The organism is Marisediminicola sp. UYEF4 (assembly GCF_040546025.1).
Classification (GTDB): Bacteria; Actinomycetota; Actinomycetes; order Actinomycetales; family Microbacteriaceae; genus Marisediminicola.
This window is the reverse complement of the sequence record NZ_JBEPNA010000002.1, coordinates 1-25,532: the sequence shown is the minus strand read 5'-3', so window position 1 is coordinate 25,532 and position 25,532 is coordinate 1. Positions and strand designations below refer to the sequence as shown.

Below are 25,532 nucleotides of genomic sequence, written 5' to 3'. Positions count from 1 at the left end.
CATCATGACTCAATTCTTTGCTCGCCTCGTCTTCGATACGAATGACGGCTCGGTCGGGCTGGCTGATTCCCGCGTCGTAGACGCACTCACTCATTCCCCGCAGTTGTCCCAGAAGGGGATGCCGTTCAGCGAGCTGGACCTCCAGGAGCTCGCCGCCATGAACTCCCACCACGACAACCTCTGAGCCTCCTTCAACCTGCATGGTCGGACTCCCAGCGAGGCTCGCCTAGGCTGGAGGGGTGAAGTCGTGGAGCCGTCCGTGGGTTCCCCGTCTCTCGGGGAACGGGCAGCCGCCGCGCCTGTTCGACACCTCGACGAAAACGGTCGTGTCGACCGAAACATCGGGAACGGCAACACTCTATGTCTGCGGGATCACCCCGTACGATGCCACCCACCTCGGCCACGCCTCGACCTACCTCGCATTCGACATCCTCGTTCGCGGCTGGCTCGATGCCGGCTACGACGTGGACTACGTGCAGAACACGACCGACGTCGACGACCCACTGCTGGAGCGTGCTGCCCTGCTGGGAATCGACTGGCGCGAGCTCGCCGCCTCGCAGACCGAGCTGTTCCGTGGCGATATGGAGGCTCTGTCGATCATCCCGCCCGACCACTACGTGCCGGTCACAGCGGTGATCCCCGAGGTCGCCGCCGCCGTGGACGCCCTCGTCGTCAGCGGCTTCGCGTACGAGGTCGCGTCGGACGAGTCCATCGACTCCGCACCCGACCTCTACTTCGACAGCGCCGAGGCCGGCGAGACGACCTCATGGCATCTCGGCCTCGAAAGCAACCTCGACCGCGCGGAGATGCTCGCGCTGTTCGGCGAACGCGGGGGAGACCCGGACCGCCCGGGCAAGCGAGATCCCCTCGACCCCCTGCTCTGGCGCGCCGCGCGAGCGGGGGAGCCGGCGTGGGACACGGTGCTCGGACTCGGCCGACCGGGATGGCACATCGAATGCTCGGTGATCGCGGTCAACCGGCTCGGGTCGTCGATCACGGTGCAGGGCGGCGGGGCCGACCTCCTCTTCCCCCACCACGAATTCAGCGCGGCACACGCCACCGCTCTCACCGGTGAGCCATTCGCCCGCATCTACTCCCACGCCGGGATGATCGCCTACGAGGGCGAGAAGATGAGCAAGTCGCTCGGCAACCTTGTCCTCGTGTCACGCCTGGTCCAGGGTGGCGCCGATCCGCGCGCCATCCGGCTCGCCCTGCTCGGGCACCACTACCGGCACGACTGGGAGTGGACCGACGACGCGCTCGTCGGCGCCGGCAACCGTCTCGCGCTCTGGCGCGCCTGGGCGGAGCGCGAACAGCCCGACGTCCCCACGAGCGATTCGCTCATCAGTGCTCTGCGCGCCGCCGTGAGCGACGACCTTGACACCGTCGCGGCGCTGGATGCCGTCGACAGGGCGGTCTCGTCCGGACACGCGCCCGACTCGGGAGCGCTCGACGCCGTGAACGCGCTGCTGGGCATCGACCTCCGCAGCTGAACCCTGCCGCGCTGCGGCGAGGCACGCGCGCCCCGGCACGCGCGCGCAGGTTCAGCTCGCGCGGGTGTTATTCAGTCACGCGGGTGCGATTACGACCGCGCGAGTGAACAACACCCGCGCGGCAGGGGCGCCGCGCGAATAGCTACCGCGCGAGTGAACAACACCCGCGCGACAGAGCGTCCGGCCGAACGGAGTCACGCCCACGAGCACCTGGCCCGCGAGCAGCCGCCCGATCGCATGAACGGCCGCAAGAACGACCGCGCACTCGAGGCACTCGCAGCGCGAGCGATGGCGAGCGAGACGTCGCCCGGCTCAGTCCTTCGGCCGCCAGGGCTCGTCGCCCGCTGACCCGCCGCCGCTGCCGTCGGGCTTGTCGTCGCCGCTGCGCCGCAGGTATCTCTCGAACTCCTGGGCGATCGCCTCGCCGCTCGCCTCGGGGGAGTCCACTGTGTCGCGCGCCTGCTCGAGCTGCTCGATGTAGTTCGACATGTCCTCGTCTTCGCTCGCGAGGGCATCGATCCCGCTCTCCCAGGTCGCGGCGTCGCCGACCAGGTCCCCGCGGGGGATGACGACGTCGATGATCTCCTCGAGCTTGTCGATGAGCGCCAGCGTCGCCTTGGGAGAGGGGGCGTTGTGCACGTAGTGGGGAACGGATGCCCAGATCGACATGGTGGGGATCCCCGCCACCTCTGCCGCGTGGCCGAGCACCGCGAGAATGCCGACCGGCCCCTCGTACGAGCTGCGCTCGAGGCCGAGCTCTGCGCGCACGGTCGCGTTCTCCGAGCTGGCGAACACCGAGATCGGCCGGGTGTGCGGCACGTCGGCGAGCATCGCACCGAGCATCACGATGCCGGTGATCCCGGTCCCGCGCACCGTCTCGAGAATCTCGGCCGAGAAGCTCTTCCAGCCGCGGGAGGGTTCTGTGCCCAGAAGGAGGTAGATGTTGGTGTTCTCGGCGACACCGACCGCGAGCTCGGCGTCGTTCGCGAGACCCTCCGACTTCGTGTCGGGCGCCTTCACCGACGTCGGACCGTAGATCGTCACATTCGGCCAGACGAGGGTGCGGTTACCATCCTCGTCGTTCGCGGCGAGCGGCCGGTTGAACTGGTAGTCGAAGTAGTCCTCCGACTCGAACTCGGCGATCGGGTAGAGGTCAAGGAGGCCCTTGAGCGTGCGCACCGCGCCGCTCGCTGCCTCGCCGGCGTCATTCCAGCCCTCGAACGCGACGACAAGAAGGCGTCCGCTCAATAGTCCCGAGCCGTCAGTCAACAAGTCTCCTCCATTGGTCGGCCACGGGCGCCGTGACCGATCGTCTCTGACAAGGATAGAACCCGAGGCGTGGTCGACTGAACCGCCGCCGGTACTATTGGGCATCGTGACCGAACCGAGCCAGCCCGCACATCTTCCCGCCGCCGTTCTCTGGGACATGGATGGCACCCTCGTCGACACCGAGCCGTATTGGATGGTCGCCGAGACCGAGCTGATCGCCTCCTTCGGCGGCACCTGGACCCACGAGGACGGCCTCGAGGTCGTCGGCATGGGCCTGTGGGATGCCGCAGTCATCTTCCAGGCACGCGGCGTCGACATGACCGCGGACGCCATCATCGAGTGGATGACCGACCGCGTGCTCGAGCAGGTGAAGGTTGCGGTGCCCTGGCGGCCGGGTGCCCGCGAGCTTCTCGCCGACCTCAAGCGCGCCGAGGTTCCCACCGCCCTCGTGACGATGTCCGTGCATCGGATGGCGGCGAGAATCGTCGACGCGATCGGATTCCACGCGTTCGACGTGATCGTCGGCGGCGACGATGTCGAGCTCGCCAAGCCGCATCCGGCTCCCTACCTGCACGCCGCCGGGCTGCTCGGCGTCGACATTCTCGACTGCCTCGCGATCGAGGATTCCGTTCCCGGGCTCACCTCGGCGATCGCATCCGGCGCCGTCACGATCGGTATTCCCCTGCACAGCCCTCTCGACCCGGGGCCGAACCACACACTCTGGGAGAGCCTCGCCGGCGTCACCCACGCCCACGTCGCCTCCCACTTCGCGCAGATCCGAACGGGGGCATCGCTGTGAGCGGCGCCGTGCGCCGCCAGAGCGGCCCATTCCGCGCCGGCGACAAGGTGCAGCTGACCGGGCCGAAGGGCCGCCTCAATACGATCGCGCTCGAGCCGGGCAAGATCTTCCACACCCACCGGGGCGGCGTCGAGCACGACGTCGTCATCGGCCAACCCGACGGGTCGGTCGTGCTGGGCACGACGGGGGAGGAGTACCTCGCTCTGCGCCCGCTGCTGAACGACTTCGTGATGTCGATGCCGCGGGGGGCTGCGATCATCTACCCCAAGGACGCCGCCCAGATTGTCGCGTTCGGCGACATCTTCCCCGGCGCAACGGTCGTCGAGGCCGGAGTCGGCTCCGGTGCGCTGAGCCTGTGGCTGCTGCGCGCGATCGGGCCGGCCGGCCGCCTGCACTCCTTCGAGCGCCGAGACGAGTTCGCCCAGGTCGCCAGGGGCAACGTCACGAGCTTCCTCGGCGGGGAACCCGACAACTGGACCGTCACCGTCGGCGACCTGGTCGAGGAGCTCCCCGGCGTCGTCACCCCGGGCGAGGTCGACCGGGTGATCCTCGACATGCTCGCCCCGTGGGAGTGCATCGACGAGGTCGCCGAGGCGCTCACCCCCGGTGGTGTGCTCGTCTGCTACATCGCCACCGTCACGCAGCTCTCCCGTGTCGCAGAGGCGATCCGCCGCACCGGCCTGTTCACCGACCCCGATTCGTCGGAGACGATGGTGCGCGGCTGGCACGTCGAGGGCCTCGCCGTGCGCCCCGACCACCGGATGGTCGCCCACACCGGATTCCTTATGACCGCCAGGCGCCTCGCGCCCGGCGCCATCCTGCCCCAGCTCAAGCGCCGCGCCTCGAAGACCGACTTCGCGGACGAGGATGTCGAGGCCTGGACCCCCGGATCTCTCGGCGAGCGCACCGCAACCGACAAGCGGCTGCGCAAGACCGCGCGGGCGGCGCAGGCTGGCGCGGAATTCGCCGTCGCCGCCGAGGCGGATGGCGCGGCGCCGAGCAGCGATCAGCCGGACGCCGCCGCATCCGCCACCTAGACTTGAGCAGTTCCGCCCCCGTGTTCCACCGAAATGAGGCCCCCGTGCGCAGATTTCCCGCGCTAGTCGTCGCCGCCAGCGTCCTGGCCGCACTCACCGCGTGTGCCCCAGGCGGGGCCACCGACGGATGCGAGTCCGCCGTCACGAGCGGGTCAGCGTCGTCGACCGTCGACGCGCCGGGCGACTTCGGCTCCGCGCCGGAGGTCAGCTTCCCGACGCCTCTCATCACGACAACGATCGAACGCACCGAACTCATCGCGGGCGAGGGCGAGCGGCTCCAGTCCGGCCAGCCCGTCATCCTCGAGGCGACGATCCTCAACGGAACCGACGCCACGGTGCTCCAGCAGACCGCGTATGCCCCGGAGGGCGGCAGCCTCTTCACGATCGGCGATACCGGTCTCCCCGCCCTCGGCACCGGGCTGGAGTGCACGACCGAGGGCTCGCGGGTCGCCGTCGTCGCGTCCGCCGAGGACAGCGCCGCGAACGACTCCCCGCCGGCGACGAGCGACTCGATCGTCTATGTCGTCGACGTCGTTCGCGCCTTCCCCGCCCGCGCCTACGGCACCGCGCAGCTCGCGGTCGCGGGTATGCCGAGCGTCGTCACGGCGCCCGACGGCACTCCCGGCATCACGATCCCCAGCGAGCCTGCCCCGACCGAGGCCCGGGAGTCGCTCCTCCGTCTCGGCGACGGCGACGAGATCCGCGCCAGCGACCAGGTCGTCGCCAAGCTCACCGCCGTGGACTGGGACGACGAATCCGTCGTGCAGTCCACCTGGACGACGGGCAGCGCCGCGATCGTCGATCTCGCGGGCGATTCCGTGAGCGAAGGGCTCAAGGCCGCAATCATCGGCAACACAGTAGGCTCGCAGGTTCTCGCCATCGTGCCGCCGGAAGCCGGCACCGAGGGCGCAACCCTGATCTACGTGGTCGATATTCTCGGAACGGTCAACTAGCCCCACGGCCGAACACGGCCAACGGGATCACCCGCAAGCAAGGACGCCACCGTGTCACCAGGCAGTGCAGCAGGCGCACCGCGCGTTCCCGTCGAGGAGCGGCTGTTCAGCCTTGTGCTCGCGCTGCTCGCGACCGACACCGGGCTGACGAAGAACGAGATCCTGTCCACCGTTCAGGGATACCGGCAGAGGTACGACCACGGCGGCAGCAACGCCAACCTCGAGAGGCAGTTCGAACGCGACAAGGACGACATCCGCGACCTCGGGGTGCCGCTGGAGACGGTCGAGTCGCCGGCGGAGTCCGGCAATCAGAACTCGCGTTACCGGATCCCTCGCGGCAGCTACGAGCTGCCGAGCGACATCACCTTCTCCGCCGAGGAGACCGCGATCCTCGGCCTCGCCGCGATGGTGTGGCGGGAGGGCTCGCTATCGACCGAGTCCCGCCGCGCGCTCGTGAAGCTGCGCGCGCTCGGTGGCACCTCCGACGAGCCTGTTCTCGGCTACGCGCCGAGCCTGCGGGTGCGGGACAGCGCGTTCGAGCCGCTCCGCACCGCACTCGACAAGCACCAGGTGGTGCGGTTCGCGTACCTCAAGCCGGGGGAGCTCGAGTCCCGGGTGCGCACCGTCATCCCGCTCGCCCTCGTGCAGCATCAGGGCCGGTGGCACCTGGCCGCGGAGGAGACGGGCACGGGCGCCCAGCGAACCTTCCTGCTGCGCCGCATCGTCGGCCAGGTCGCGGCGACGGGCGAGATCGTCGAGCCGCGCGCGGACGACGAGTCGACGCGGGCGCTCCGCGAGCTCGAGGAGGTGTGGTCGTCGCACACCGCGGTCGTCGAGGTCGAGCTGGAATCGGATGCCGCCACGCGCCTGCTCAAGCGCCGGGGAACGGTCACGGCGCCGTCCGGGGCCCTCGAGCTGCACTACTCCGACCTCAACATCATCGCCGACGAGCTCGCATCCTTCGGCCCGGAGGTTCTCGTGCTGTCGCCGGTCGAGCTGCGCGACGCCGTGCGCTCCCGCCTGTCGCTGACGGCCCACGACCACAGGGAGCACACCAGTGACTAAGCGACCCCCGGCGCTGCAGGCCACCGACAAGCTCGCCTTCCTGCTCTCCCTCGTGCCGTGGCTCATCGACCGCGCCCGGGTGAGCGTGGCCGAGACCGCGAAGCACTTCGGCATGACCGAGCAGCAGATCCGCGATGCCGTCATGCTCATCGCCGTGTCCGGCATCCCGGGTGAGACGCACCAGTACCAGGACGGCGACCTCTTCGACATCGCGTGGGACCGGTTCGAGGACGACGACGAGATCGTGCTCACCCACCTCGTGGCCATCGACGACTCGCCGCGCTTCTCCGGCCGGGAGGCCGCGGCCCTCATCGCCGGCCTGCAGTACCTCTCGGCGCTGCCGGAGAACGCCGATCGCGGCGCGATCGACTCGCTCATGGCCAAGCTCGCGCGCGGCGCATCCACGAGGCCGAGCGAGATGGCGGTCGAGGCGGGGCAGACGGATGCCGCGCTGGCCCTCATCCGTGAGGCCGTCGCGACCGGCGTTCAGGTCGAATTCGACTACGTCAACTCCCGCGGCGAGCACGAGCACCGGCACGCCGACCCGCTCCGCATCGAGTCCGTCGACACCGACTGGTACCTGCGCGCCTGGTGCCACCTGCGCGGGGCGGTGCGCATCTTCCGGCTCGACCGCGTCTCCACGCTCACCCTCACGGCGCTGCCCATTGAATTCAAGGTCGGCGACGTGGCGCTGCCGGACGAGCTGTTCGAAGGCTCCGCCGACGACCTGTTCGTCACGATCGACGTCACGCCCGCCGCTCTCAGCCTCATCGCCGACTACATTCCGGACGACGCCGAGCGCACCACCGCGGGCGACCGGGTGCGGACGAGCGTGCGGGTCTCTCACGTCCACGCTCTCAAGCGACTCGTCGCGGGGCTGCCGGGAATGGTCACCGTGGTCGAGCCGCCGGAGGCTCGCCACGCGGTCGCAGAGTGGGCCGCGGCGGGGGCGGCGCGCTACGGCATCTGACCGGCAGAACTCAACCTGCCCGCGGTTCGCAGGCAACTCACCCGCGCAGGGGTAAAATGATCGAAACAGTCAACGCGAGGACGCAATCATGGGAATCTTCCAAAACCTGACCGGGTGGCACGCGATCATCATTCTTGTCGTGATCCTGCTGCTCTTCGGCGCGGCCAAGCTTCCGGCGCTGGCCAAGAGCGTCGGCCAGTCGATGAAGATCTTCAAGAACGAGATCAAGACCGGCGCGGAAGACGGACCGACGCCGCAGGCGGAGCCGATGCAGAACAGCTCGCAGGCATCGCCGCCCGCGACCCCGACTGAGCAGCATCCGAAGCCATAGCCACCATGGCTCCGCGCACCCGAACCCGCGCGAATAACGAAGGCCGAATGTCGTTCGGGGAGCATCTGATCGAGTTGCGCAAGCGACTGTTCAGGTCGGCCATCGGCATTCTGCTGGGCGGAATTTTCGGCTTCATCATCGCGCCCGCCGTGCTCGACGTGCTGCGCGAGCCAATTCTTGAAATTGCCCGTTCGCGCGACGCGAGCCTCAACTACGACAGCATCACCGGCGCGTTCGACCTGCGGATGCAGATTGCGATCTACGTCGGCCTCGTGGTGTCGAGCCCGGTCTGGCTGTACCAGATCTTCGCGTTCATCACCCCCGCGCTCACCCGCAAGGAGAAGCGGTACACCTTCGGATTCTTCTTTTCGGCGGTGCCGCTGTTCCTCGCCGGATGCGCGAGCGGCTTCTTCGTCTTCCCGCACATTGTCGAGGTTCTCGCCGGCTTCGCCCCGGCCGAGGACACCTCGATCTTCCTCGCGAAGTACTACGTCGACTTCGCCCTCAAACTCATCTTCGCCGTCGGTATCGCCTTCGTCCTCCCCGTCTTCGTGGTGCTGCTCAACTTCATGGGGGTCATCTCGGCCAAGGGCATCCTGAAGGGGTGGCGCGTCGCCATCCTGACCATCACGATCTTCTGCGCCCTCGCCACGCCGGCCGCCGACGTCTTCTCGATGTTCCTGCTCGCCATTCCCATGGTCATGCTCTACTTCGCTGCCGTCGGAGTCGCCTTCTGGCACGACCGCATCGCCGAGAAACGCGCCGCCAAACTACTCACCGAGGGGTTGGGCAGCTCCCCAGCATGACCGACCAGCTATCGCCCGCCGAGCGTTTCGCCGCATCGAAGGCTCGCCGGGGGTTTCCCCGCGTCGATGCGTTTCGCGCGCGGCAGAAGTTCGACCTCGACCTCTTCCAGCTGACGGCGTGCACCGCGCTCGAGCGCGGCAACAGCGTGCTTGTCGCCGCCCCCACCGGCGCCGGCAAGACCATCGTGGCCGAGTTCGCCGTGTTCCTCGCGATGCAGCAGCCGCGGGCGAAGGTGTTCTACACCGCGCCGATGAAAGCGTTGAGCAACCAGAAGTTCCAGGAGTTCGTCGCCGAGTACGGCGCGAGCGAGGTGGGCCTGCTCACCGGTGACACCAACATCAACTCGGGTGCCCGCATCGTGGTCATGACGACCGAGGTGCTGCGCAACATGCTCTACGCCGACTCCGACCTGCTGCGCGACCTGTCGTTCGTCATCATGGACGAGGTGCACTACCTCGCAGACCGGTTCCGCGGCGCCGTCTGGGAGGAGGTCATCATCCACCTCCCACAGCCGGTGCGGCTCGTGTCGCTGAGCGCCACCGTGTCGAACGCCGAGGAGTTCGGCGACTGGCTGCAGGCCGTGCGCGGCGAGACCGATGTCATCGTCTCGGAGGAGCGCCCGGTGCCGCTCGACCAGCACATCCTCATGCGAACGAAGCTCATCGACCTGTTCGACTCGTCGGGGCTCGCCGCGACCAACCGGGTGAACCCCGAGCTGGTGCAGATGGCCAGGCACGGCGGCCGCGCGATCAGCTCCCGGCAGTCCCAGGATGTCGGACGCCGGCACACGAGGGGCGGTCGGCCGGATGACACCCGCATGAACCGGCCCGCGGTGATCGACCTGCTCGAGAGCCGCAACCTGCTGCCGGCGATCTTCTTCATCTTCAGCCGGGTCGGCTGCGACCAGGCCGTCGCGCAGGTGCTGCGGGCCGGCGTGCGCCTGACGGAGCAGTGGGAGCGCGACGAGATCCGCTCCATCGTCGAGGAGCGCTGCCGCACCCTCCTCGACGAAGACCTCGCCGTGCTCGGCTACTGGGAGTGGCTCGAGGGTCTCGAGCGAGGCGTCGCCGCGCACCACGCCGGCATGTTGCCCGCCTTCAAAGAGGTCGTCGAAGAGCTCTACCGCCGCAAGCTTGTGCGCGTCGTCTTCGCGACCGAGACCCTCGCGCTCGGCATCAACATGCCCGCCCGCACCGTCGTGCTCGAGAAGCTCGAGAAGTTCAACGGCGAGGCCCGGGTGCCGATCACGCCGGGGGAGTACACCCAGCTGACCGGCCGGGCCGGCCGGCGCGGCATCGACGTGGAGGGGCACAGCGTCATCCAATGGCAGGACGCCCTCGACCCGCAGGCCGTCGCGTCGCTCGCGTCGAGGCGCACCTACCCGCTCAACTCGAGCTTCCGGCCGACCTACAACATGGCCGTGAACCTTATCGAGCAGTTCGGCCGCGCCCGCACCCGCGAGGTCCTCGAGTCGTCATTCGCGCAGTTCCAGGCCGATCGTGCCGTCGTCGACCTCGCCCGCAAGGTGCGCAGCCAGCGCGAGTCCCTCGACGGCTACGCCGAGGCCATGACCTGCCACCTGGGCGACTTCGCCGAATACTCCGGCATCCGGCGCGAACTCACCGACCTCGAGCGCAAGGGTGACTCACGCGCCGAGCTGCAGAGCCGCAGTGAACGGGAGAAGCGCCAGCACCAGCTCACCTCGCTGCGCAAGCGGCTGCGCCAGCACCCCTGCCACAGCTGCAACGATCGGGAGGCACACGCGCGCTGGGCCGAGAGATGGTGGCGGCTGAAGAAGCAGACCGACGACCTCACCCGCCAGATCCGCGCCCGCACGGGCGCCGTCGCCCGCGTCTTCGACCGTGTCACCGACGTGCTGATGATCCTCGGCTACCTCGAGCGGGACGACAGCGGCACCGTGAACCTGGCGGCCGGCGGCAGGATCCTGAAGCGGATTTACGGCGAGCGCGACCTCCTGATCGCGGAGTGCCTGCGGAAGAACCTGTGGAACGAGCTCGACCCCGCCGCACTCGCGGCGATGGCCGCCGCGCTCATCTACGAGCCCCGGCGCGACGAGGGGCAGGTCAGTGAGCACTACCTGCCCAAGGGTGCCTTCCGGCCGGCGCTGGAGAACACGACCACGCTGTGGGCCACCCTCGACGACCTCGAGAGGGACAATAAGCTGGCCGGCAGCAATCCGCTCTCGAGCGGCCTGTCGCTCGCGATGAACCGGTGGGCACAGGGCGCGAGCCTCGACTCGGTGCTCCGGGACACCGACTTGGCTGCGGGCGACTTCGTGCGCCTCACCAAGCAGACGATCGACCTGCTCGACCAGCTGTCGATGGTCGCGGACGCCCCGGTCGGGCCGCGGGCACGCAAGGCCCTCGAGCTCATCCGACGCGGCATCGTCGCGTACAGCAGCGTCTGATCGCCGCACCGGCCCGGCACCCGGCGGGGCGGCGTTCAGACAAGTCGATCTAGGCTGTACAGGATGATCACGCGCGCCGCTCCCTCTCGACCGCCGCGGCGGTCACCCCACGCGCGCGCCGCGCCGCTGTGGCTCGCCGTCCTGCTCGCCGCGTTCGGCGGCATGCTGAACGCGCTGGCGTTCCCCGGCCTCGGCTGGTGGCCGCTCGCCTTTGTCGGCACACCGCTCATCCTGTACTCGCTCGTCGGGCGCCGGGTCGGCCCGTCGCTGCTCGTCGGACTCGCCGGCGGGTTGGTGTTCTGGGGTACCCACATCTTCTGGATCACGGTGTACCTCGGCGCGGCCCCCTGGCTCGCGCTCGGGGGTCTGCAGTCGGTGTTCTTCGCGATCGGCTGCGCGCTCATCGCCCTCGCCTGGCGTTTCGGCGACAGAGCCCTTCCCGGCCCGGTCGGCCAGCTGCTCGTGCTGCCGCTCCTCATCGCGGGCCTGTGGACGCTGCGTGAATTCGTCACCACAACCTGGCCGTACGGCGGATTCTCCTGGGGCAGGCTCGCCTTCTCCCAATCGGAGAGCCCCTTCGCCGAGCTCGCGGCGTGGGTCGGAGTGGCCGGCCTCTCCTTCCTCATCGCGTGGGTCAGCGCGCTCGTCGTGCAGGCCCAGCGGGTGCGGGCGGCGACTCTCGCATCGGGCGCCGGCCGGCGCCGCATCCTGCGTTCGGTTCTCCCGGTCGGCCTGCTCCTGGTGATGATCGCCGTGCCCGCCTTCCCCGTCGTCGCCTCGGGCAGCCTGCGGGTCGCCGCCGTGCAGGGGGACTCGGACGCTGGGCTGTTCGCCGAGTACGAGCGTGGCCAGATCCTCGACGACCACCTCGCCGCGACCGAACCCCTGTACGGCCAGGACATCGACCTGCTCGTCTGGCCGGAGAACGCATCCGACCTCGACCCGCTGCGCTCGGCGCGATCGGCGGCGGCGCTGGACCGGGTGACCGAGCAGGCGGGGGCCCCGCTCATCGTCGGCACCATCACCGAGGACGGCGCCGACACCTACAACAGCCTGCTGCTCTGGCAGGAGGGCGGCCGCGGCCCGGCCGACCAGTACGACAAGCTGCATCCGGTGCCGTTCGCCGAGTACATCCCCGATCGGGACTTCTGGTACCCGCTCGCGCCCGACCTGCTCTCCCTCATTCCCCGCGACTTCTCGATTGGCGAGAGGGACAACGTGTTCGACATTGACGGGCTGGCGACCGCGGGCCTGGCGATCTGCTACGACATCGTCGATGACAACCTCATCCGGCAGATGATCGCGGACGGAGCCGACATCATCATCTCACCGACCAACAACGCGGACTTCGGGCGCTCCGACGAGAGCGTGCAACAGCTCGCGATCGCCCGGCTGCGGGCGATCGAGACGGGCCGCAGCGTCGTGAACGCCTCGACCGTCGGCACCTCGGCGATCATCGCCCCCGACGGCAGCACGCTCGAGCGTCTGCCGACCTTCACTCCCGGCACGATGCTGCAGGATGTGCCGCTCAGCACCACGACGACCCCCGCCACGGTCGTCGGCCAGGGGATCGAGATCGCGGTCTCCGTGCTCGCCCTCCTCGGCCTGATCCTGACTGGCCTTCTCGCTCGGCGTCGCCGCACCGGTGAGGGACTAAGCCGTGGCTGACACCCTCATCGTCGTGCCCACCTACAACGAGATCGAGAATCTCGAGGGCATCCTCGGCCGCATCCGCCAGGCGGTCGGGAGCGCCCACGTGCTCGTCGTCGACGATTCCAGCCCCGATGGAACCGGCCAGCTCGCCGATCGCCTCGCCCTGTCGGATAGCGGCATCCGTGTGCTGCACCGCACCACCCGCGAAGGTCTGGGCATGGCCTATCTCGCCGGCTTCCAGAGGGCGATCGACGACGGCTACGACCTCGTTGTGGAGATCGACGCCGACGGGTCGCACAACCCCTCATCGCTCCCGGCGATGATCGCCCTCGCCCGCGACGGCGCCGACCTCGTCATCGGGTCCCGCTGGGTGCCCGGCGGCCGGGTGCTCAATTGGCCGTGGCTGCGCCTGGCAATCTCGCGCGCGGGCAACTCCTACTCGCGCCTCGTGCTCGCATCAGGCATCCACGACCTCACGTCGGGATTCCGGGTGTTCCGCACGCGCGTTCTCACGCCGGAGCGGATGGCCTCGGTGTCGTCGCAGGGCTACTGCTTCCAGGTCGAGCTCGCCTGGCGGCTCGAGCGCGCGGGAGCGATCGTCGTCGAGCATCCGATCACGTTCGTCGAACGCACCCACGGGCGGTCGAAGATGCACACGGGCATTGTCGCGGAGGCGCTCTGGCGGGTCACCGTGTGGGGTCTCATGAGAAACGCCCCCCGTCGCGTTCGCGACGAGAGGCGTCTGCCCATCTGATGAAGCTCAGCTGATCAGTCGCTGCTGATCAGGCTCCGACCTTCTGTCCCTTGCGGGCACGGAGGTAGCCGAGCCTCTCGTTGAGAAGCTCTTCGAGCTCATCGCGCGTGCGGCGCTCGAGAAGCATGTCCCAGTGGGTGCGCGGAACCTTCTGGTCGGTCGCCTCGATGACGACAGGCTTGCCGTCGGCGGCGATGAGGATGCCCTCCTGACCCGACTTCGGCGATTCCCACACCTGGGGGATTTCCGCGTCCGCGGAGAAGGTGACCTCGAAGGTCATTCCATCGGACATCTGGTAAGTACTGGTGATTCGCGGGGAGAAGGTCACGCCTTCTTCGCTCTGAAGACTCTGTGATCCGAGTCGCATTCCCCGCAAGCTACGATCTGCCATTGTGTGGCCCCTTTCTCGCGAAACCCATTAGTCGCGCGATACCTATTCAGATAGCAACCCCGAGGATGGCGCATTCCATACCCGATCTCGTGTTTCCCACCCTGTTCACAGCAAGTTACCGGGTTCACGGATGGTGAGGGACAGTCAGCGACGTGACCGCTCGAGCAGCACCTGCATGGCCAGATCGGCACGATCAGTCACGAGACCGTCGATTCCGAGGTCGAGCAACCTGTGCATGTCTGCGACGTCGTTGACAGTCCAGACATGAACTTCCTGCACCGCGGAATGCATGATTCGGATGATTCGGGGCGTGACGAGGCGGATGCCGCGCACGGTCTCGGGGATCTGAACGGCGTGCACGTCACGCAGCATCCACCTCGCCAGCGGCGCAGCGCCGACCAGCGCCGCGGAGAAGGCGAGCGCGAACTGCCGGCTGGAGGCCGACGTCGCCACCGAGGGCAGGAACTTCACCGCGGCCCGACGGCGCGCCCCGTTGAACGAGGTGATGAGCACCCGCCCCGACGACCTCGTGGCCCGGACCGCGTCGACGGTGGGCTGCACCGCGGCATCCGACTTGATGTCGATGTTGAACCGCGCCTCGGGGAAGGCGTCGATTGCCTCCGCGAGGCTCACAAACGACTGGCCGTCGCCGAGGTCGATCGCGGCGAGCTCGGCCATGGTGAGGTCGCCGACCCTCTCAGCGCGACCGGTCAGCCGGGTCAGCTCGGGGTCGTGGCTGATCACCGCCACTCGGTCGCGGCTCGCGTGCACATCGGTTTCGAGGTGGGTCACGCCGTGCGCCAGCGCAGCGACGAACGACAGCATCGTGTTCTCGGGAGCGAAAGTCGCGAGCCCCCGATGGGCAAGCACGCGCGGGGCGGCGGGGGAGAGGTACGGGCCGGTGAGCGGGCCCGGCGTGGGCGGTTCGCCCACGCTACGGGGCCGGCGGCGTCTGATCCCGCTGCGCGCCGCCGAGGAAGCCCTGTCCAACGGTCTTGAGGGCCTCGGTGAGTTCGGACGGGATGATCCACAGCTTGTTCGCGTCGCCCTCGGCGAGCTTGGGCAGCGTCTGGAGGTACTGGTAGGCGAGCAGGGGCCCGTCGGGGTTGCCGGCGTGGATCGCGCCGAAGACCGTCGTGATGGCCTGTGCCTCGCCGTTGGCGCGCAGCACGGCCGCCTGCGCCTCTCCCTCGGCGGAGAGGATGGATGCCTGCCTGGCACCCTCGGCCTGCAGGATCGCGGCCTGCTTCGTTCCCTCGGCGGTGAGGATGACGGCGCGCTTCTCCCGCTCGGCGCGCATCTGCTTCTCCATCGAGTCCTGGATGGAGATGGGCGGATCGATCGCCTTGAGCTCGACCCGACCGACCCGGATGCCCCATTTGCCCGTCGCCTCGTCGAGCACGATGCGCAGCTGGCCGTTGATGTTGTCGCGGCTCGTGAGGGCTTCCTCGAGGTTGAGACCGCCGACCACGTTGCGCAGGGTCGTCGTGGTGAGCTGCTCGACGGCGCCAAGGTAGTTGTTGATCTCGTAGGTCGCCGCACGGGCATCCGTCACCTGGAAGTAGACGACGGTGTCGATGGAGACGACGAGGTTGTCCTCGGTGATGACCGGTTGCGGCGGGAACGAAACGACCTGTTCACGCATGTCGATGAGCGGCCGCACCCGGTCGATGAACGGCACGAGGATGTTGAGACCGGGCATGAGCGTCTTGTGGTACTTGCCGAGCCGTTCGACAACCCCGGCGTTCGCCTGCGGGATGATGCGGATCGCGCGAATCAGCGTGACGACCGCGAACACCGCGACGACGATCAGCAGGGCGGCGATGAAGAGTTGTGCGATGAATCCGGATCCGGACATTACGGGGTGATCCTTTCGGAGGGAATGACGACGGCGGTTGATCCCTCGATGGCGGTCACGGTGACCTTGCTCTCCGCGTCGAGGACGAGGTCGAGGGCGGAGCTGTCGAGCCGGGCGGTCCAGGTCTCTCCGTTGGCGAGCTTGACGAGGCCGCCGTTCTCTCCGACGGTTTCGAGCACTCGACCGTGCAGGCCCAGCAAGGCCGCGATGTTGCTCGGCGTGAGATCCGCGCCGCGGTGCATGACGCGGAGCAGCAGGGGGCGGATGGTCAGGATGAGCAGCACCGCGAGCGCGGCGGCGACGAGGATCTGCAGCCACCACTCGGCGCCGAGCAGGTTGGCGCCGAGGCCGCCGAGACTGCCCGCCGCGACCATGAGGAAGGTGAACTCGAGGGTCAGCAGCTCGATGATGACGCAGACGAAAATGAAGACGAGCCAGATGATCCACAGGTAGTCCCTCAGATCGACCATCGCCGGCACCTCCCGTATGTGCACTCGATCTTGAAACTACCATTACCTCGCATCTGCGCGGCTGTCCCCATGCTTGGTAGTGTCTGATGCCGTGAGCACCCCACTGAACCCCCTTGCGCCCGAATCCCTCTCCGGCGCCCGCGCCCTCGTCACCGGCTCGTCGCGCGGTATCGGAGCCGACACCGTCGGCTACCTCGCAGGCGCCGGCGCCAAGGTCGTCGTCAACTACCGCAACAAGGAGGCTAGGGCGCGCAAGCTCGTCGCCGCGATCGAGGCATCCGGGGGCGAGGCGATCTCGATCGGCGCCGACCTCACCGACGAGGCCTCCGTTGGCGCGCTGTTCGACACGGTCGCGCGCGAGTGGGGCGGCCTCGACATTCTCGTCATGAACGCATCCGGCGGCATGGAGTCCGGCATGGCGGAGGACTACGCGATGCGCCTCAACCGCGACGCGCAGGTCGACCTGCTGACCGCGGCACTCCCGCTGCTCGCGCCGGGCGCCCGCGTCGTGTTCGTCACGAGCCACCAGGCGCACTTCGTCGCGACCGCCGAGACAATGCCGGAGTACCTGCCGGTCGCGCTCAGCAAGCGGGCCGGCGAGGATGCGCTGCGCGCGATGATCCCGGCGCTGACCGCTGCCGGCATCGGCTTCGTCGTCGTCTCCGGCGACATGATCGAGGGAACGATCACCGCGACACTTCTGGAGCGCGCCAACCCCGGCGCGATCAGCGCCAGGAAGGATGCCGCCGGCCGGCTTTACAACGTGGGCGAGTTCGCCGCGGAGATAGCACGTGCCGTCGTCGACCCCGTGCCAGAGAACAACACCCGGTACGTCGGCGACGTCTCGGACTTCACCGGGGCCTGATCCGCGCGGGGAGGTCCGTACGATGGCAGTGATGATAGCCAACGATGTGTCACTCCTCACCGCCGTGTCCCGCCCGACCGTGCACCCGAACGGTTCGCGCGCCGTCGTGGCGGTCTCGCACCCGGACCTCGATGCCGATGCCTATGTCGGCCAGCTGTGGACGGTGCCCCTGGCGCCCGGCGCCGCACCGACCAGGCTGACCCGCGGCCGGCTCGACAGCGCTCCGCGGTTCTCGCCCGACGGGCGCCTGCTCGCCTTCCTGCGCGACACGGGCGACGGACCGGCCCAGCTGCACGTCGTGTCCGCCACCGGCGGGGAGAGCGTGCGGGTGACCGACCAGAAGCTCGGCGTCGGGTCGTACCGGTGGTCGCCGGACTCGACCCGACTCGCCTTCACCGCGCGAGTTCCGGAGCATGGCCGCTACGGCACGGTCGACGATCTGGGCGCGGCCGCCGAGCCGCCGCGCCGCTTCACGACCCTCCGCTACCGCTCGAACGGTGTCGGCTACACGACCGATCGGCACACCCACGTCTTTCTCGTCGACGTTCCCGACCCGACCGCGGAACCGGCGTACCGCGTCGCACCGTCGCCGCAGGCCCCGGACCCCGACCCCAAGGGGGGCTATCCCGGCGTGCGCCAGCTCACGAGTGGTCCGTTCGACCACGGACCGATCGCGTTCTCGCCCGACGGCAGCACGATCGCGGTCGTCGCGGCACGGCACGAGTCCCGCGACGACGACCTCGCCACCGACGTCTTCGCACTCGCGCTGGGGGAGGATGCCGGTGAGCCGCAGCAGCTGACCACGACCAGCGCCGCTCTCGGCATCGGGGCGATCGAGTGGGCGCCCGACGGCACCGTGTACGCCCTCGGCACCGAACTCGGGGCGAGCCGCCGTGACTTCGTGGGCCGCGGCACCTCGCTCTGGGCGCTCGGCGGGGCCGCCCTTCCCGCACGCCGCCTCACCGATCCCGCCATCCACGACCTCGGCGAGGTCGGCAGCCACATCACGGTGACCGAGGGGGGAGTGCTCGTGCAGAACCGCACCCGCGGGCGGGTCGAGCTACTGCGCATCGGCGCCGACGGCGGCGTGAGCGTCGCGGTGGGCGGAGACATCGCCGTCACGGGTCACGAGGCGGTCGGCGACACGATCATCGTGAGCTTCACCTCGCCGCGCAGCGAGGGCGAGCTGGGCATCGTGGAGGACGGGCGGGTGCGCCAGCTCACCGACTTCTCGGCCGCGCTCGCGGAGCGCGGAATAGCGCAGGCCGTCGAGTTCACGCTCCCGACCCGCGACGGCCACACCGTGCACGGCTGGGTGCTCGAACCCGAGGGGGAGGGGCCGCACCCGGTGCTGCTCAACATCCACGGCGGTCCGTTCGCGCAGTACGGCGTCTCATTCTTCGACGAGGCGCAGGTCTACGTCGCGGCCGGGTACGCCGTCGTCCTGTGCAACCCCCGCGGCGCAGCGGGGTACGGCGAGGCGCACGCGCAGGCAATCCGCCAGCGGATGGGCACCGTCGACCTCACCGACGTGCTCGACTTCCTCGACGGGGCGATCGCGCGCAGACCACTGCTCGACGGAACCCGCGTCGGCATCATGGGCGGCTCCTACGGCGGATACCTCACGGCGTGGGCCATCGCCCACGACCACCGGTTCGCCGCCGCGATCGTCGAGCGCGGCTACCTCGACCCCGAGCAGTTCGTCGGCACCTCCGACATTGGCAGCTTCTTCACCGACGAGTACGCGGGAACCGACCCCGGGCTGCTGGCCGCGCAGAGCCCGCAGGCCGTCGTCAATCGCGTCTCGACCCCGACGCTCGTCGTGCACTCCGCGGACGACCTGCGCTGCCCGCTCGCACAGGGGGAGCGGTACTACGCCGCCCTGTCCCGCAACGGCGTGCCGACCGAATTGCTGGTCTTCCCGGGCGAGAACCACGAGCTCACCCGCTCCGGCCGGCCGCGGCACCGGCTCCAGCGCTTCACGGCGATCCTCGACTGGTGGGCGCGTTACCTGCCCACCGAGCGCAACCACATCGCGCCGGCCGAGGAGTGAGGCGATGACACTGCGCCACCGGCTCACCTCCCGCATCCTCGTCGTCGACGACGACGACCGCGTGCTGCTGTTCCTGACCAAGGGGTCCGTGCCCGCCCAAGTGACCCGCTGGATCACCCCCGGCGGTGGGGTCGACCCGGGGGAGTCCCACCACGACGCCGCCTGCCGCGAGTTGTTCGAGGAGACCGGACGGGTCGTCGACGACCTCGGAGAGCCGATCTGGGCGCTCGATTTCGAGGTGGACTACGTCGGGGGGGACCACGACACCGGCCACGCGGAGTACTACCTGCTGCACAGCGCCACGTTCACGCCGTCGAGCGAGAACTGGACGGCGGAGGAGCACGTCGACGTGGTGGAGCACCGATGGTGGAGCATCGACGAGCTCCGGCAGAGCACCGACCCGATCGACCCTGCCAACCTCGCGGACCTCGTCGCCCGCCAGATTGCATTCAGGAAACTCCCAGAAAAGGACAACCGTGACCGATGACATCCAGGCGCTCATCGCCCGTATCGAGGCGCAGGAGCGCGCGCTCGTCTTCCACGGCTTCAGCAATGACGACGCCTGGGCCCTCGGCTCGATCCTCGTCGAGCTTGCCCGCGAGCGAGTGCTCGCCGTGACGATCGACATCACCCGCGGCGAGCAGCAGCTGTTCCACGCGGCCATGCCGGGAACTTCGGCCCACAACGACGCATGGATCACCAGGAAGACGCGCACCGTGCGCGAATTCGGCGTCAGCTCGCTGCTCGCCGGCCAGCGCGCGAAACTCGGAGGCCATTCGTTCGAGACGGCGCCGTGGATCGACCCGATGCGCTACGCGGGACACGGCGGAAGCTTTCCGATCACCGTCGCCGGAGTCGGCGTCGTCGGCACGGTCACTGTCTCGGGGCTGCCGCAGCTCGAGGACCATGCGCTCGCGGTCGAGGCCGTCACAGCCTTCCTCGCCGGCGCCTGACACGACCTGTCCACCCGGCGGGCCAGCCCCGCCCGACCCCTCTCGCAATGCGCCGATAATGCACATTATGTCAATAGCAACAACGCCAATTACGAATAATGCAATCGGGGCGAAATCGGGTGGGCGCAGATCCACTCCGCGGATCAGCAGTTCGTCGGCCCATCTTGCTGGTCCTCCGTCAGCGGGTAGCTGGTTTCTCGGCGATGAGCTGGATGAGGTTGCCACAGGTGTCATCGAAGACCGCGACGATCGCTTGGCCAATGTCCGTGGGCGGTTGCGTGAATGATACTCCCCTCTTGATCAGTCGCCCATACTCGGCTTCGACGTCATCGACGGCGAACTGAGCCAGTGGAATGCCGTCCTCAACGAGAGCGTCCCGATAGGCTTTGACCTCTGGTTGGCCCGCTGGTTCCAGCAGCAACTCGACTCCGTCTGGGGCGTCCGGCGAGACGACCGTGAGCCAGTAGTCGTCTCCGAGCGGAATGTCGTGGTGCACGGCGAAGCCGAGAACGTCGGTGTAGAACTCGAGTGCTGCTCGCTGGTCGTTGACAAAGACGCTTGTCAGCTTGATTCTCATGGAGTCTCCTTCCTGGCGATGAGCCAGCGTTGGGAGATGCCAGCGAGGGCGCAGAGCTCGAAGAGGGTCTGCCCGTCCCTAGCCGCGAGTTCATCGAGGATGAGACGTCTGGTTCCGTCGTCGAGAGCTCGGAACACGTCTGAACATCTCGCTCCTCCGCGCGGAGCGCCCTGCCCATGTTTCTCCCCACTCGGCCAATCCATCCGGTCCCCCGCTCCGAACGCCCTGAACAGGTAGTACCCACTCTCACGGAGGCCTTTCAATGAAGAAGAAACTCGCATATGCATTCATCCTCGCGACGATGACCGGCGGAATCATCGCGGGCACGTCGGGCGCCGCCACTGCGGCACACTGCCAGAACACCGAGATGTCCTCCCCCGGCTTCTCCTACTTCGGCACCGACCATGTGCAGGAAGCATCTCATGCCGAGGGCGGGAACCCCGGTCCGCACATGGGGACCTCCGGCGCATCGAACTGCCTCGCAACTACGGGAAATCCCTCGCTCCGCGCGCCCGGCAGGAACTGACCCGATGTGAAGGCCCGGATCGTTCTCGGTCCGGGCCAATCGCCCCCTCGCGCGATGGAGCCGCGCGGAGTATGATTCTGCCAAGAAAATTGGTGCTCACCGCCCACCGGCTCCCCGGCCCGTCGTTTCCAACGCTAGCCTGTCCGAGTCGGTGGACGAGGACATCCGGAGACAGTCACGCGCGACGGAGATGTCCCGGATGCCCAACCGGCGAAAATAGAGGCCGCCCCGATCGGGCGCGCGAGTCGTAACTTGGCGACGGCATCCCTTTCGCGAGAATTACGCCCCTCTTCGCTTGGAGGATGATTTCAATGCTGAAGGACTTGCACACCGTACTCCCCGCCGCCGACTTGGCTCGCGCGCGAACGTTCTACCACGACACCCTCGACCTGGACCCCGCCGAGGAGGTCGCCGGAACGCTCGTCTACCGCCCCACGCCCACCAGCTTCTTCGAGATCTACGAGACGGAGAACGCCGGCACCGCCAAGAACACTCAAATGGGCTGGCTGACCGACGATCTCGACGCCGAGATGGCTCGGCTGCGCGAGCGCGGCGTCGTCTTCGAGGACTTCGAGATTCCGGGCATGGCCACAGCCAACGGCGTAGTGACAATGGACGACGGGAAGGCTGCGTGGTTCAGGGACTCGGAGGGGAACTTCCTATACATCATGCAGAGGACCTGAATCGAGGGAGCCCGGATGCCCGTGCGGCATCTGGGCTCCCGTCGCTCGAGCTTCACACCTCCCCGAATCCCGATTCGATGAGTTCCACGAGCGCATCGAGAGCCGCCTGCGCGTCCGGGCCCTCAGCAGTCAGCGTGAGTTCGCTGCCGACGCCGACACCCAGCGACATGATGCGCAGGAGGCTCTTCGCGTTGACGCCGTTGACGGTCACCGACGCCTCGAAGTCGCTCGCGCGCTTCACGAAGTCGGCGGCCGGCCTGGCGTGCAGCCCGTCCTTGTTCACGAGGGTCGCACGCGCCGACAGCGCCTCGGCGGATTCGGTCGACTCCCCCGGTTCCCGCGTGCCCGGACGGTTGGCAGACTCCGCGGCCGTCACGACAGCGGCGAGGTCACCACCGGTCTCGGCCGCGACGGCGGCGGCGACGGCACCCTCGACGATGGGGGCGTCGGCGATCACGACGCGCTCGCGTTGGTCGTCATCGAGAAAATCGAGGGCCGTCTCCGCGGTGAGGATCGCCGACCCGAGGTCGCAGAGCAGCACCACACCCGCACCGTCGTCCGCTTCGGCAATGGCCCGCGTGATCTTCTCGAAGCTCGTGCCGATCGCCCCGTCGTCGAGGCCACCCGCGGCGAGCACTCGGGTGGTCGGCGCCATCTGCCCGGCAAGCTCGCCGATCCCGACCGCGATCTTGTCGCTGTGCGACACGATCACGAGTCCGACGCTCACTCGTCCGCCACGTCCGCCGCGGCCCGCAGCAGGAGCGCGCTCGACTGCGCTCCCGGGTCCCGGTGCCCGATCGCACGCTCGCCGAGGTAGCTCGCACGACCCTTCCGTGCGATGAGCGGCTCGGTCGCGACCGCGCCATTCTCGGCCGCCTCCGCCGCGGCCAACAGGATGTCCTGCTCGGACTTGCCGGCCGCGTGTGCCTCGGCAGCGGCATCCACCGCAGGGGTCCACGCGTCGATCATCGTCTTCTCGCCGACCTCGGCCTTGCCGCGAAGCACGACGCCATCCCGAGCGGCCCTGAGGAGGGCGACGATCGCCTCGCCGTCCAGCTCGTCCCGGCCCGCGACGGCCCCGGCGGCCTTGAGGTAGCCGGTGCCGTAGAGCGGACCGGCGGCACCGCCGACCGTCGAGATGAGGGTCATCGCCACGAGCTTGAGGACGTCCGCAGGGGTGCCGTCGATGACATCGTCGATTTTGAGCATGACCGCGGCGAAGCCCCGGTTCATGTTCTCGCCGTGGTCACCGTCGCCGATGGGCCGGTCGAGGGCCGTGAGTTCGACCCTGTTCTCGGCGATGACGCGCGCGCTCTCGATGACCCAGGCCCTGGCCCATTCGCTCGTCAATGCCATCCGGTGTCTACCGTCCCCAGCGAAGCGCGGAGGTGTGCACCGGCGCGTCCCACAGTTCGGTGAGTTCGTCGTCGAGCTTCAGCAGGGTGATCGAGAAGCCCTGCATCTCGAGCGAGGTGACGTAGTTGCCCACGAGGGTGCGGGTGACCTCGATGCCCTGCTCGGCCAGCGACTCGGCCGCACGACGGAAGGCGATATACAGCTCCACGAGCGGCGTGCCTCCCATGCCGTTGACGAAGAGCAGCACCCGGTCGCCGGAGGTGAAGGGGATGTCCTCGACGATGTGGCCCAGGATGCGGTCGACGATGCTGTCGGCCGGTTCGAGCTTGATGCGCTCGCGACCGGGCTCCCCGTGGATGCCGATGCCGATCTCGATCTCGTCGTCGGCGAGTTCGAAGCTCGGTTCGCCCGCGTGCGGCACGATGCACGGGGAGAGCGCGACGCCCATCGAGCGCATCTGCGCGTTCACCTTCTCGGCGATCGATGCGACAGCCTCGAGGTCGTCGCCGCGCTGCGCCGCGGCGCCGGCGATCTTCTCGACGAGCACCGTGCCGGCGACGCCTCGACGGCCGGCTGTGTACAGGGAGTCCTTGACGGCCACATCGTCGTTGATGACGACGCTGCGCACGCTGATTCCGTCGGCCTCGGCGAGCTCGGCGGCGGTCTCGAAGTTCAGCACGTCGCCGGTGTAGTTCTTCACGATGTGCAGCACCCCCGCTCCCCCGTCGACGGCCTTCGTGGCCGCCAGGATCGGGTCGGGCGTCGGTGACGTGAACACGGGACCGGGAACGGCCGCGTCGAGCATCCCGAAGCCGACGAAGCCGCCGTGCAGAGGCTCGTGCCCGCTTCCTCCCCCGCTGACGAGGCCGACCTTGCCAGAGACCGGCGCGTCGTTGCGCACGATGTAGTTCGGGTCGTACGACACGGAGAGGATGTCGGCGTGTGCCGCTGCCACCCCCGCGATGGCCTCGTTCACAACATGCTGCGGGTCGTTAATGAGCTTCTTCATTGAATTTCCCTTCAAACCGTCAGGAGCGAACCCGGCGCACTGAAGCGCGCGCGGAATGAGACGTTCCGGCTCAACCTACTACCCGGAGCGCCTCCGGCGACAGCGCCCATCGCAAAGGGAAAATATCGTGACCTGAGCGGCTGTCAGGGGTTATCGTATTCCTCAACCACCGTCGGTTGCCCCACAGGGATCGTTGCCGCGGTGCTCTCTAGGGAAGGGCAACATGGACAACCTCGGCATCGTTTTTCTATCGGAAATCATCGGCACGGCAATGCTCGTGCTCCTCGGCTGTGGCGTCGTCGCCAACGTCGCGCTCGCGAAGAACAAGGGATTCAACGGCGGATTCCTCATGGTCACCTTCGGCTGGGGCTTCGCGGTCTTCGCCGGAGTGATGGTCGCCTACAACTCCGGTGCGCATATCAACCCGGCGGTCACGCTCGGGCTGGTGGCCAACGGCGTTGAGGAGTTCGGCTCGGGGGTTCCGGTCAATGCGCTCTCGGTAGTCACCTACATCGGCGGCCAGCTGATCGGTGCAATCATCGGTGCGGTCATCTGCTGGGTCGCGTACAGGCAGCACTTCGACGAAGAGCCGGAGGCGGCGAACAAGCTCGGCGTGTTCTCCACCGGCCCCGCGATCCGCTCCTACGGCTGGAACCTCGCCACGGAGATCATCGGCACCTTCGTGCTCGTGTTCGTCGTGATCGCCTTCGGCCGCCAGGGCGAGACTGCCGGTCTCGCCGCCCTGGGACCGCTGCCGGTTTCCCTGCTCGTTGTCGGCATCGGTGTCTCGCTCGGTGGACCCACCGGCTACGCCATCAACCCTGCTCGTGACCTCGGTCCGCGCATCGCCCACGCGCTGCTGCCGATCAAGGGCAAGGGCTCGAGCGACTGGGCCTACTCCTGGGTTCCCATCGTCGGACCCATCATCGGAGGGGTGCTCGCGGGTCTCGCGGCCATCCCGCTCCTGCCGATCCTCACCTGATACCGATCCAGGGCTGGTCCGCTACCGCAGGCCAGCCCTGTTTCGGTGCCATTCATCCGAACACCACCCCATGACCAACACCACTCAACGAGGAGACACAACCCATGGCTGACTATGTACTTTCGCTCGATCAGGGAACGACCAGCTCGCGCGCGATTATTTTCGACAAGGCGGGGTCGATCGTGTCGACCGGCCAGCTGGAGCACGAGCAGATCTTCCCGAAGGCGGGGTGGGTCGAGCACGACCCGAT

30 protein-coding genes are annotated in these 25,532 nt (G+C 68.3%); 20 read left to right on the top strand and 10 right to left on the bottom strand.

From position 1 onward, the window contains the following. Positions 1-4: 4 nt before the first annotated feature. Together ABIB15_RS03050 and mshC are read left to right on the top strand one after the other, a co-directional pair. The gene (locus ABIB15_RS03050) at positions 5-184 is read left to right on the top strand and encodes a hypothetical protein (RefSeq protein WP_354475192.1); all 180 of its coding nucleotides are present in this window, start codon (positions 5-7) and stop codon (positions 182-184) included. Between the two features lie 55 nt (positions 185-239). Then, complete coding sequence (gene mshC, locus ABIB15_RS03045) at positions 240-1,493, top strand: cysteine--1-D-myo-inosityl 2-amino-2-deoxy-alpha-D-glucopyranoside ligase (protein WP_354475190.1); 1,254 nt, start codon at positions 240-242, stop codon at positions 1,491-1,493. A 312-nt stretch (positions 1,494-1,805) separates the two neighbouring features. Here the strand turns inward: mshC and ABIB15_RS03040 are convergent, their stop codons facing one another. Further along, positions 1,806-2,762 (bottom strand): proteasome assembly chaperone family protein, encoded by a 957-nt coding sequence (locus tag ABIB15_RS03040; RefSeq protein WP_502908902.1) that lies wholly within the window; start codon positions 2,760-2,762, stop codon positions 1,806-1,808. A gap of 157 nt (positions 2,763-2,919) precedes the next feature. Here ABIB15_RS03040 and ABIB15_RS03035 point away from each other — a divergent pair, with 157 nt between their 5' ends. The 10 genes from ABIB15_RS03035 to ABIB15_RS02990 all read left to right on the top strand — a co-directional run bounded on the left by ABIB15_RS03035 (position 2,920) and on the right by ABIB15_RS02990 (position 13,559). Further along, complete coding sequence (locus ABIB15_RS03035; protein WP_502908908.1) at positions 2,920-3,561, top strand: HAD family hydrolase; 642 nt, start codon at positions 2,920-2,922, stop codon at positions 3,559-3,561. Next, entirely contained in the window at positions 3,558-4,598 is a 1,041-nt protein-coding gene (locus ABIB15_RS03030) for a tRNA (adenine-N1)-methyltransferase (RefSeq protein WP_354475185.1), read from the top strand. Before ABIB15_RS03035 ends, ABIB15_RS03030 begins: the two co-directional genes overlap by 4 nt. Positions 4,599-4,642: 44 nt before the next feature. Continuing rightward, on the top strand, positions 4,643-5,551 hold the full coding sequence (locus tag ABIB15_RS03025) for an FKBP-type peptidyl-prolyl cis-trans isomerase (protein WP_354475183.1): 909 nt from the start codon (positions 4,643-4,645) through the stop codon (positions 5,549-5,551). 51 nt (positions 5,552-5,602) lie between these two features. Continuing rightward, entirely contained in the window at positions 5,603-6,616 is a 1,014-nt protein-coding gene (locus ABIB15_RS03020; RefSeq protein WP_354475181.1) for a helix-turn-helix transcriptional regulator, read from the top strand. Next, complete coding sequence (locus ABIB15_RS03015) at positions 6,609-7,586, top strand: helix-turn-helix transcriptional regulator (protein ID WP_354475180.1); 978 nt, start codon at positions 6,609-6,611, stop codon at positions 7,584-7,586. The genes ABIB15_RS03020 and ABIB15_RS03015 overlap by 8 nt, the downstream gene beginning before the upstream one ends. A 94-nt stretch (positions 7,587-7,680) precedes the next feature. Beyond that, on the top strand, positions 7,681-7,917 hold the full coding sequence (gene tatA / locus ABIB15_RS03010) for a twin-arginine translocase TatA/TatE family subunit (protein ID WP_354475534.1): 237 nt from the start codon (positions 7,681-7,683) through the stop codon (positions 7,915-7,917). A gap of 47 nt (positions 7,918-7,964) precedes the next feature. Continuing rightward, entirely contained in the window at positions 7,965-8,723 is a 759-nt protein-coding gene (tatC, locus tag ABIB15_RS03005) for a twin-arginine translocase subunit TatC (protein ID WP_354475178.1), read from the top strand. After that, positions 8,720-11,152: a DEAD/DEAH box helicase gene (locus tag ABIB15_RS03000; RefSeq protein ID WP_354475176.1), complete on the top strand. Its 2,433-nt coding sequence runs from the start codon at positions 8,720-8,722 to the stop codon at positions 11,150-11,152. The genes tatC and ABIB15_RS03000 overlap by 4 nt, the downstream gene beginning before the upstream one ends. A 63-nt stretch (positions 11,153-11,215) precedes the next feature. Then, complete coding sequence (gene lnt, locus ABIB15_RS02995; RefSeq protein WP_354475174.1) at positions 11,216-12,820, top strand: apolipoprotein N-acyltransferase; 1,605 nt, start codon at positions 11,216-11,218, stop codon at positions 12,818-12,820. Further along, positions 12,813-13,559, top strand: coding sequence for a polyprenol monophosphomannose synthase (locus tag ABIB15_RS02990; RefSeq protein ID WP_354475172.1), 747 nt, complete (start codon positions 12,813-12,815; stop codon positions 13,557-13,559). The genes lnt and ABIB15_RS02990 overlap by 8 nt, the downstream gene beginning before the upstream one ends. Positions 13,560-13,587: 28 nt before the next feature. Here the strand turns inward: ABIB15_RS02990 and ABIB15_RS02985 are convergent, their stop codons facing one another. The 4 genes from ABIB15_RS02985 to ABIB15_RS02970 all read right to left on the bottom strand — a co-directional run bounded on the left by ABIB15_RS02985 (position 13,588) and on the right by ABIB15_RS02970 (position 16,278). Further along, on the bottom strand, positions 13,588-13,950 hold the full coding sequence (locus ABIB15_RS02985) for an RNA polymerase-binding protein RbpA (RefSeq protein WP_354475171.1): 363 nt from the start codon (positions 13,948-13,950) through the stop codon (positions 13,588-13,590). A 144-nt stretch (positions 13,951-14,094) separates the two neighbouring features. Continuing rightward, positions 14,095-14,883, bottom strand: a complete 789-nt coding sequence (locus ABIB15_RS02980; protein ID WP_354475169.1) for a glycerophosphodiester phosphodiesterase family protein — start codon at positions 14,881-14,883, stop codon at positions 14,095-14,097. A gap of 1 nt (position 14,884) precedes the next feature. Beyond that, positions 14,885-15,808 carry an SPFH domain-containing protein gene (locus ABIB15_RS02975; RefSeq protein WP_354475168.1) on the bottom strand — a complete coding sequence of 308 codons (924 nt, stop codon included), beginning with the start codon at positions 15,806-15,808 and terminating at the stop codon, positions 14,885-14,887. Beyond that, a complete protein-coding gene (locus ABIB15_RS02970) occupies positions 15,808-16,278 on the bottom strand; it encodes an NfeD family protein (RefSeq protein ID WP_354475167.1) in 471 nt (156 codons plus the stop codon). The genes ABIB15_RS02975 and ABIB15_RS02970 overlap by 1 nt, the downstream gene beginning before the upstream one ends. Before the next feature lie 91 nt (positions 16,279-16,369). On the opposite strand from ABIB15_RS02970, the gene ABIB15_RS02965 reads away from it, so the two are divergent. The 4 genes from ABIB15_RS02965 to ABIB15_RS02950 are packed head-to-tail and all read left to right on the top strand — an operon-like array spanning position 16,370 to position 20,149. Continuing rightward, positions 16,370-17,143, top strand: a complete 774-nt coding sequence (locus tag ABIB15_RS02965; protein ID WP_354475166.1) for an SDR family oxidoreductase — start codon at positions 16,370-16,372, stop codon at positions 17,141-17,143. Positions 17,144-17,174: 31 nt separating this feature from the next. Next, entirely contained in the window at positions 17,175-19,196 is a 2,022-nt protein-coding gene (locus ABIB15_RS02960; protein WP_354475165.1) for a S9 family peptidase, read from the top strand. A gap of 4 nt (positions 19,197-19,200) precedes the next feature. After that, a complete protein-coding gene (locus tag ABIB15_RS02955; RefSeq protein ID WP_354475164.1) occupies positions 19,201-19,683 on the top strand; it encodes an NUDIX hydrolase in 483 nt (160 codons plus the stop codon). Further along, the gene (locus ABIB15_RS02950) at positions 19,673-20,149 is read left to right on the top strand and encodes a heme-degrading domain-containing protein (RefSeq protein ID WP_354475163.1); all 477 of its coding nucleotides are present in this window, start codon (positions 19,673-19,675) and stop codon (positions 20,147-20,149) included. The genes ABIB15_RS02955 and ABIB15_RS02950 overlap by 11 nt, the downstream gene beginning before the upstream one ends. A gap of 178 nt (positions 20,150-20,327) precedes the next feature. On the opposite strand, the gene ABIB15_RS02945 is transcribed toward ABIB15_RS02950, so the two are convergent. Both ABIB15_RS02945 and ABIB15_RS02940 read right to left on the bottom strand, forming a co-directional pair. Then, a complete protein-coding gene (locus tag ABIB15_RS02945; RefSeq protein WP_354475161.1) occupies positions 20,328-20,726 on the bottom strand; it encodes a VOC family protein in 399 nt (132 codons plus the stop codon). Beyond that, on the bottom strand, positions 20,723-20,863 hold the full coding sequence (locus tag ABIB15_RS02940) for a hypothetical protein (protein ID WP_354475160.1): 141 nt from the start codon (positions 20,861-20,863) through the stop codon (positions 20,723-20,725). The genes ABIB15_RS02945 and ABIB15_RS02940 overlap by 4 nt, the downstream gene beginning before the upstream one ends. A gap of 125 nt (positions 20,864-20,988) precedes the next feature. Between ABIB15_RS02940 and ABIB15_RS02935 the strand changes: the two genes are divergently transcribed. Together ABIB15_RS02935 and ABIB15_RS02930 are read left to right on the top strand one after the other, a co-directional pair. Then, positions 20,989-21,252 carry a hypothetical protein gene (locus ABIB15_RS02935; protein WP_354475159.1) on the top strand — a complete coding sequence of 88 codons (264 nt, stop codon included), beginning with the start codon at positions 20,989-20,991 and terminating at the stop codon, positions 21,250-21,252. Between the two features lie 311 nt (positions 21,253-21,563). Continuing rightward, positions 21,564-21,935, top strand: a complete 372-nt coding sequence (locus tag ABIB15_RS02930; protein WP_354475157.1) for a VOC family protein — start codon at positions 21,564-21,566, stop codon at positions 21,933-21,935. A 52-nt stretch (positions 21,936-21,987) separates the two neighbouring features. Here the strand turns inward: ABIB15_RS02930 and dhaM are convergent, their stop codons facing one another. From dhaM to dhaK, 3 genes are read right to left on the bottom strand one after another with little or no spacing between them, the layout of a single operon-like run. Then, positions 21,988-22,662, bottom strand: a complete 675-nt coding sequence (gene dhaM / locus ABIB15_RS02925; RefSeq protein ID WP_354475155.1) for a dihydroxyacetone kinase phosphoryl donor subunit DhaM — start codon at positions 22,660-22,662, stop codon at positions 21,988-21,990. Continuing rightward, complete coding sequence (dhaL, locus tag ABIB15_RS02920) at positions 22,659-23,291, bottom strand: dihydroxyacetone kinase subunit DhaL (RefSeq protein WP_354475153.1); 633 nt, start codon at positions 23,289-23,291, stop codon at positions 22,659-22,661. Before dhaL ends, dhaM begins: the two co-directional genes overlap by 4 nt. A gap of 7 nt (positions 23,292-23,298) precedes the next feature. After that, on the bottom strand, positions 23,299-24,300 hold the full coding sequence (gene dhaK, locus ABIB15_RS02915; RefSeq protein ID WP_354475151.1) for a dihydroxyacetone kinase subunit DhaK: 1,002 nt from the start codon (positions 24,298-24,300) through the stop codon (positions 23,299-23,301). A 223-nt stretch (positions 24,301-24,523) separates the two neighbouring features. On the opposite strand from dhaK, the gene ABIB15_RS02910 reads away from it, so the two are divergent. Beyond that, positions 24,524-25,282: an MIP/aquaporin family protein gene (locus ABIB15_RS02910; RefSeq protein ID WP_354475149.1), complete on the top strand. Its 759-nt coding sequence runs from the start codon at positions 24,524-24,526 to the stop codon at positions 25,280-25,282. Between the two features lie 104 nt (positions 25,283-25,386). Beyond that, positions 25,387-25,532, top strand: a 146-nt coding sequence (locus ABIB15_RS02905; protein WP_354475533.1) for an FGGY family carbohydrate kinase, incomplete at its 3' end; no start/stop codon positions are given.

What these genes read in the sequence shown, in the direction of transcription:
- ABIB15_RS03050 (WP_354475192.1), top strand. Translation starts at nt 5, where the DNA reads ATGACTCAATTCTTTGCTCGCCTCGTCTTCGATACGAATGACGGCTCG.
- ABIB15_RS03035 (WP_502908908.1), top strand. Translation starts at nt 2,920, where the DNA reads ATGGATGGCACCCTCGTCGACACCGAGCCGTATTGGATGGTCGCCGAG.
- tatC (WP_354475178.1), top strand. Translation starts at nt 7,965, where the DNA reads ATGTCGTTCGGGGAGCATCTGATCGAGTTGCGCAAGCGACTGTTCAGG.
- ABIB15_RS03000 (WP_354475176.1), top strand. Translation starts at nt 8,720, where the DNA reads ATGACCGACCAGCTATCGCCCGCCGAGCGTTTCGCCGCATCGAAGGCT.
- lnt (WP_354475174.1), top strand. Translation starts at nt 11,216, where the DNA reads ATGATCACGCGCGCCGCTCCCTCTCGACCGCCGCGGCGGTCACCCCAC.
- ABIB15_RS02985 (WP_354475171.1), bottom strand. Translation starts at nt 13,950, where the DNA reads ATGGCAGATCGTAGCTTGCGGGGAATGCGACTCGGATCACAGAGTCTT.
- ABIB15_RS02975 (WP_354475168.1), bottom strand. Translation starts at nt 15,808, where the DNA reads ATGTCCGGATCCGGATTCATCGCACAACTCTTCATCGCCGCCCTGCTG.
- ABIB15_RS02970 (WP_354475167.1), bottom strand. Translation starts at nt 16,278, where the DNA reads ATGGTCGATCTGAGGGACTACCTGTGGATCATCTGGCTCGTCTTCATT.
- ABIB15_RS02960 (WP_354475165.1), top strand. Translation starts at nt 17,175, where the DNA reads ATGATAGCCAACGATGTGTCACTCCTCACCGCCGTGTCCCGCCCGACC.
- ABIB15_RS02955 (WP_354475164.1), top strand. Translation starts at nt 19,201, where the DNA reads ATGACACTGCGCCACCGGCTCACCTCCCGCATCCTCGTCGTCGACGAC.
- ABIB15_RS02945 (WP_354475161.1), bottom strand. Translation starts at nt 20,726, where the DNA reads ATGAGAATCAAGCTGACAAGCGTCTTTGTCAACGACCAGCGAGCAGCA.
- ABIB15_RS02935 (WP_354475159.1), top strand. Translation starts at nt 20,989, where the DNA reads ATGAAGAAGAAACTCGCATATGCATTCATCCTCGCGACGATGACCGGC.
- ABIB15_RS02930 (WP_354475157.1), top strand. Translation starts at nt 21,564, where the DNA reads ATGCTGAAGGACTTGCACACCGTACTCCCCGCCGCCGACTTGGCTCGC.
- dhaL (WP_354475153.1), bottom strand. Translation starts at nt 23,291, where the DNA reads ATGGCATTGACGAGCGAATGGGCCAGGGCCTGGGTCATCGAGAGCGCG.
- dhaK (WP_354475151.1), bottom strand. Translation starts at nt 24,300, where the DNA reads ATGAAGAAGCTCATTAACGACCCGCAGCATGTTGTGAACGAGGCCATC.
- ABIB15_RS02910 (WP_354475149.1), top strand. Translation starts at nt 24,524, where the DNA reads ATGGACAACCTCGGCATCGTTTTTCTATCGGAAATCATCGGCACGGCA.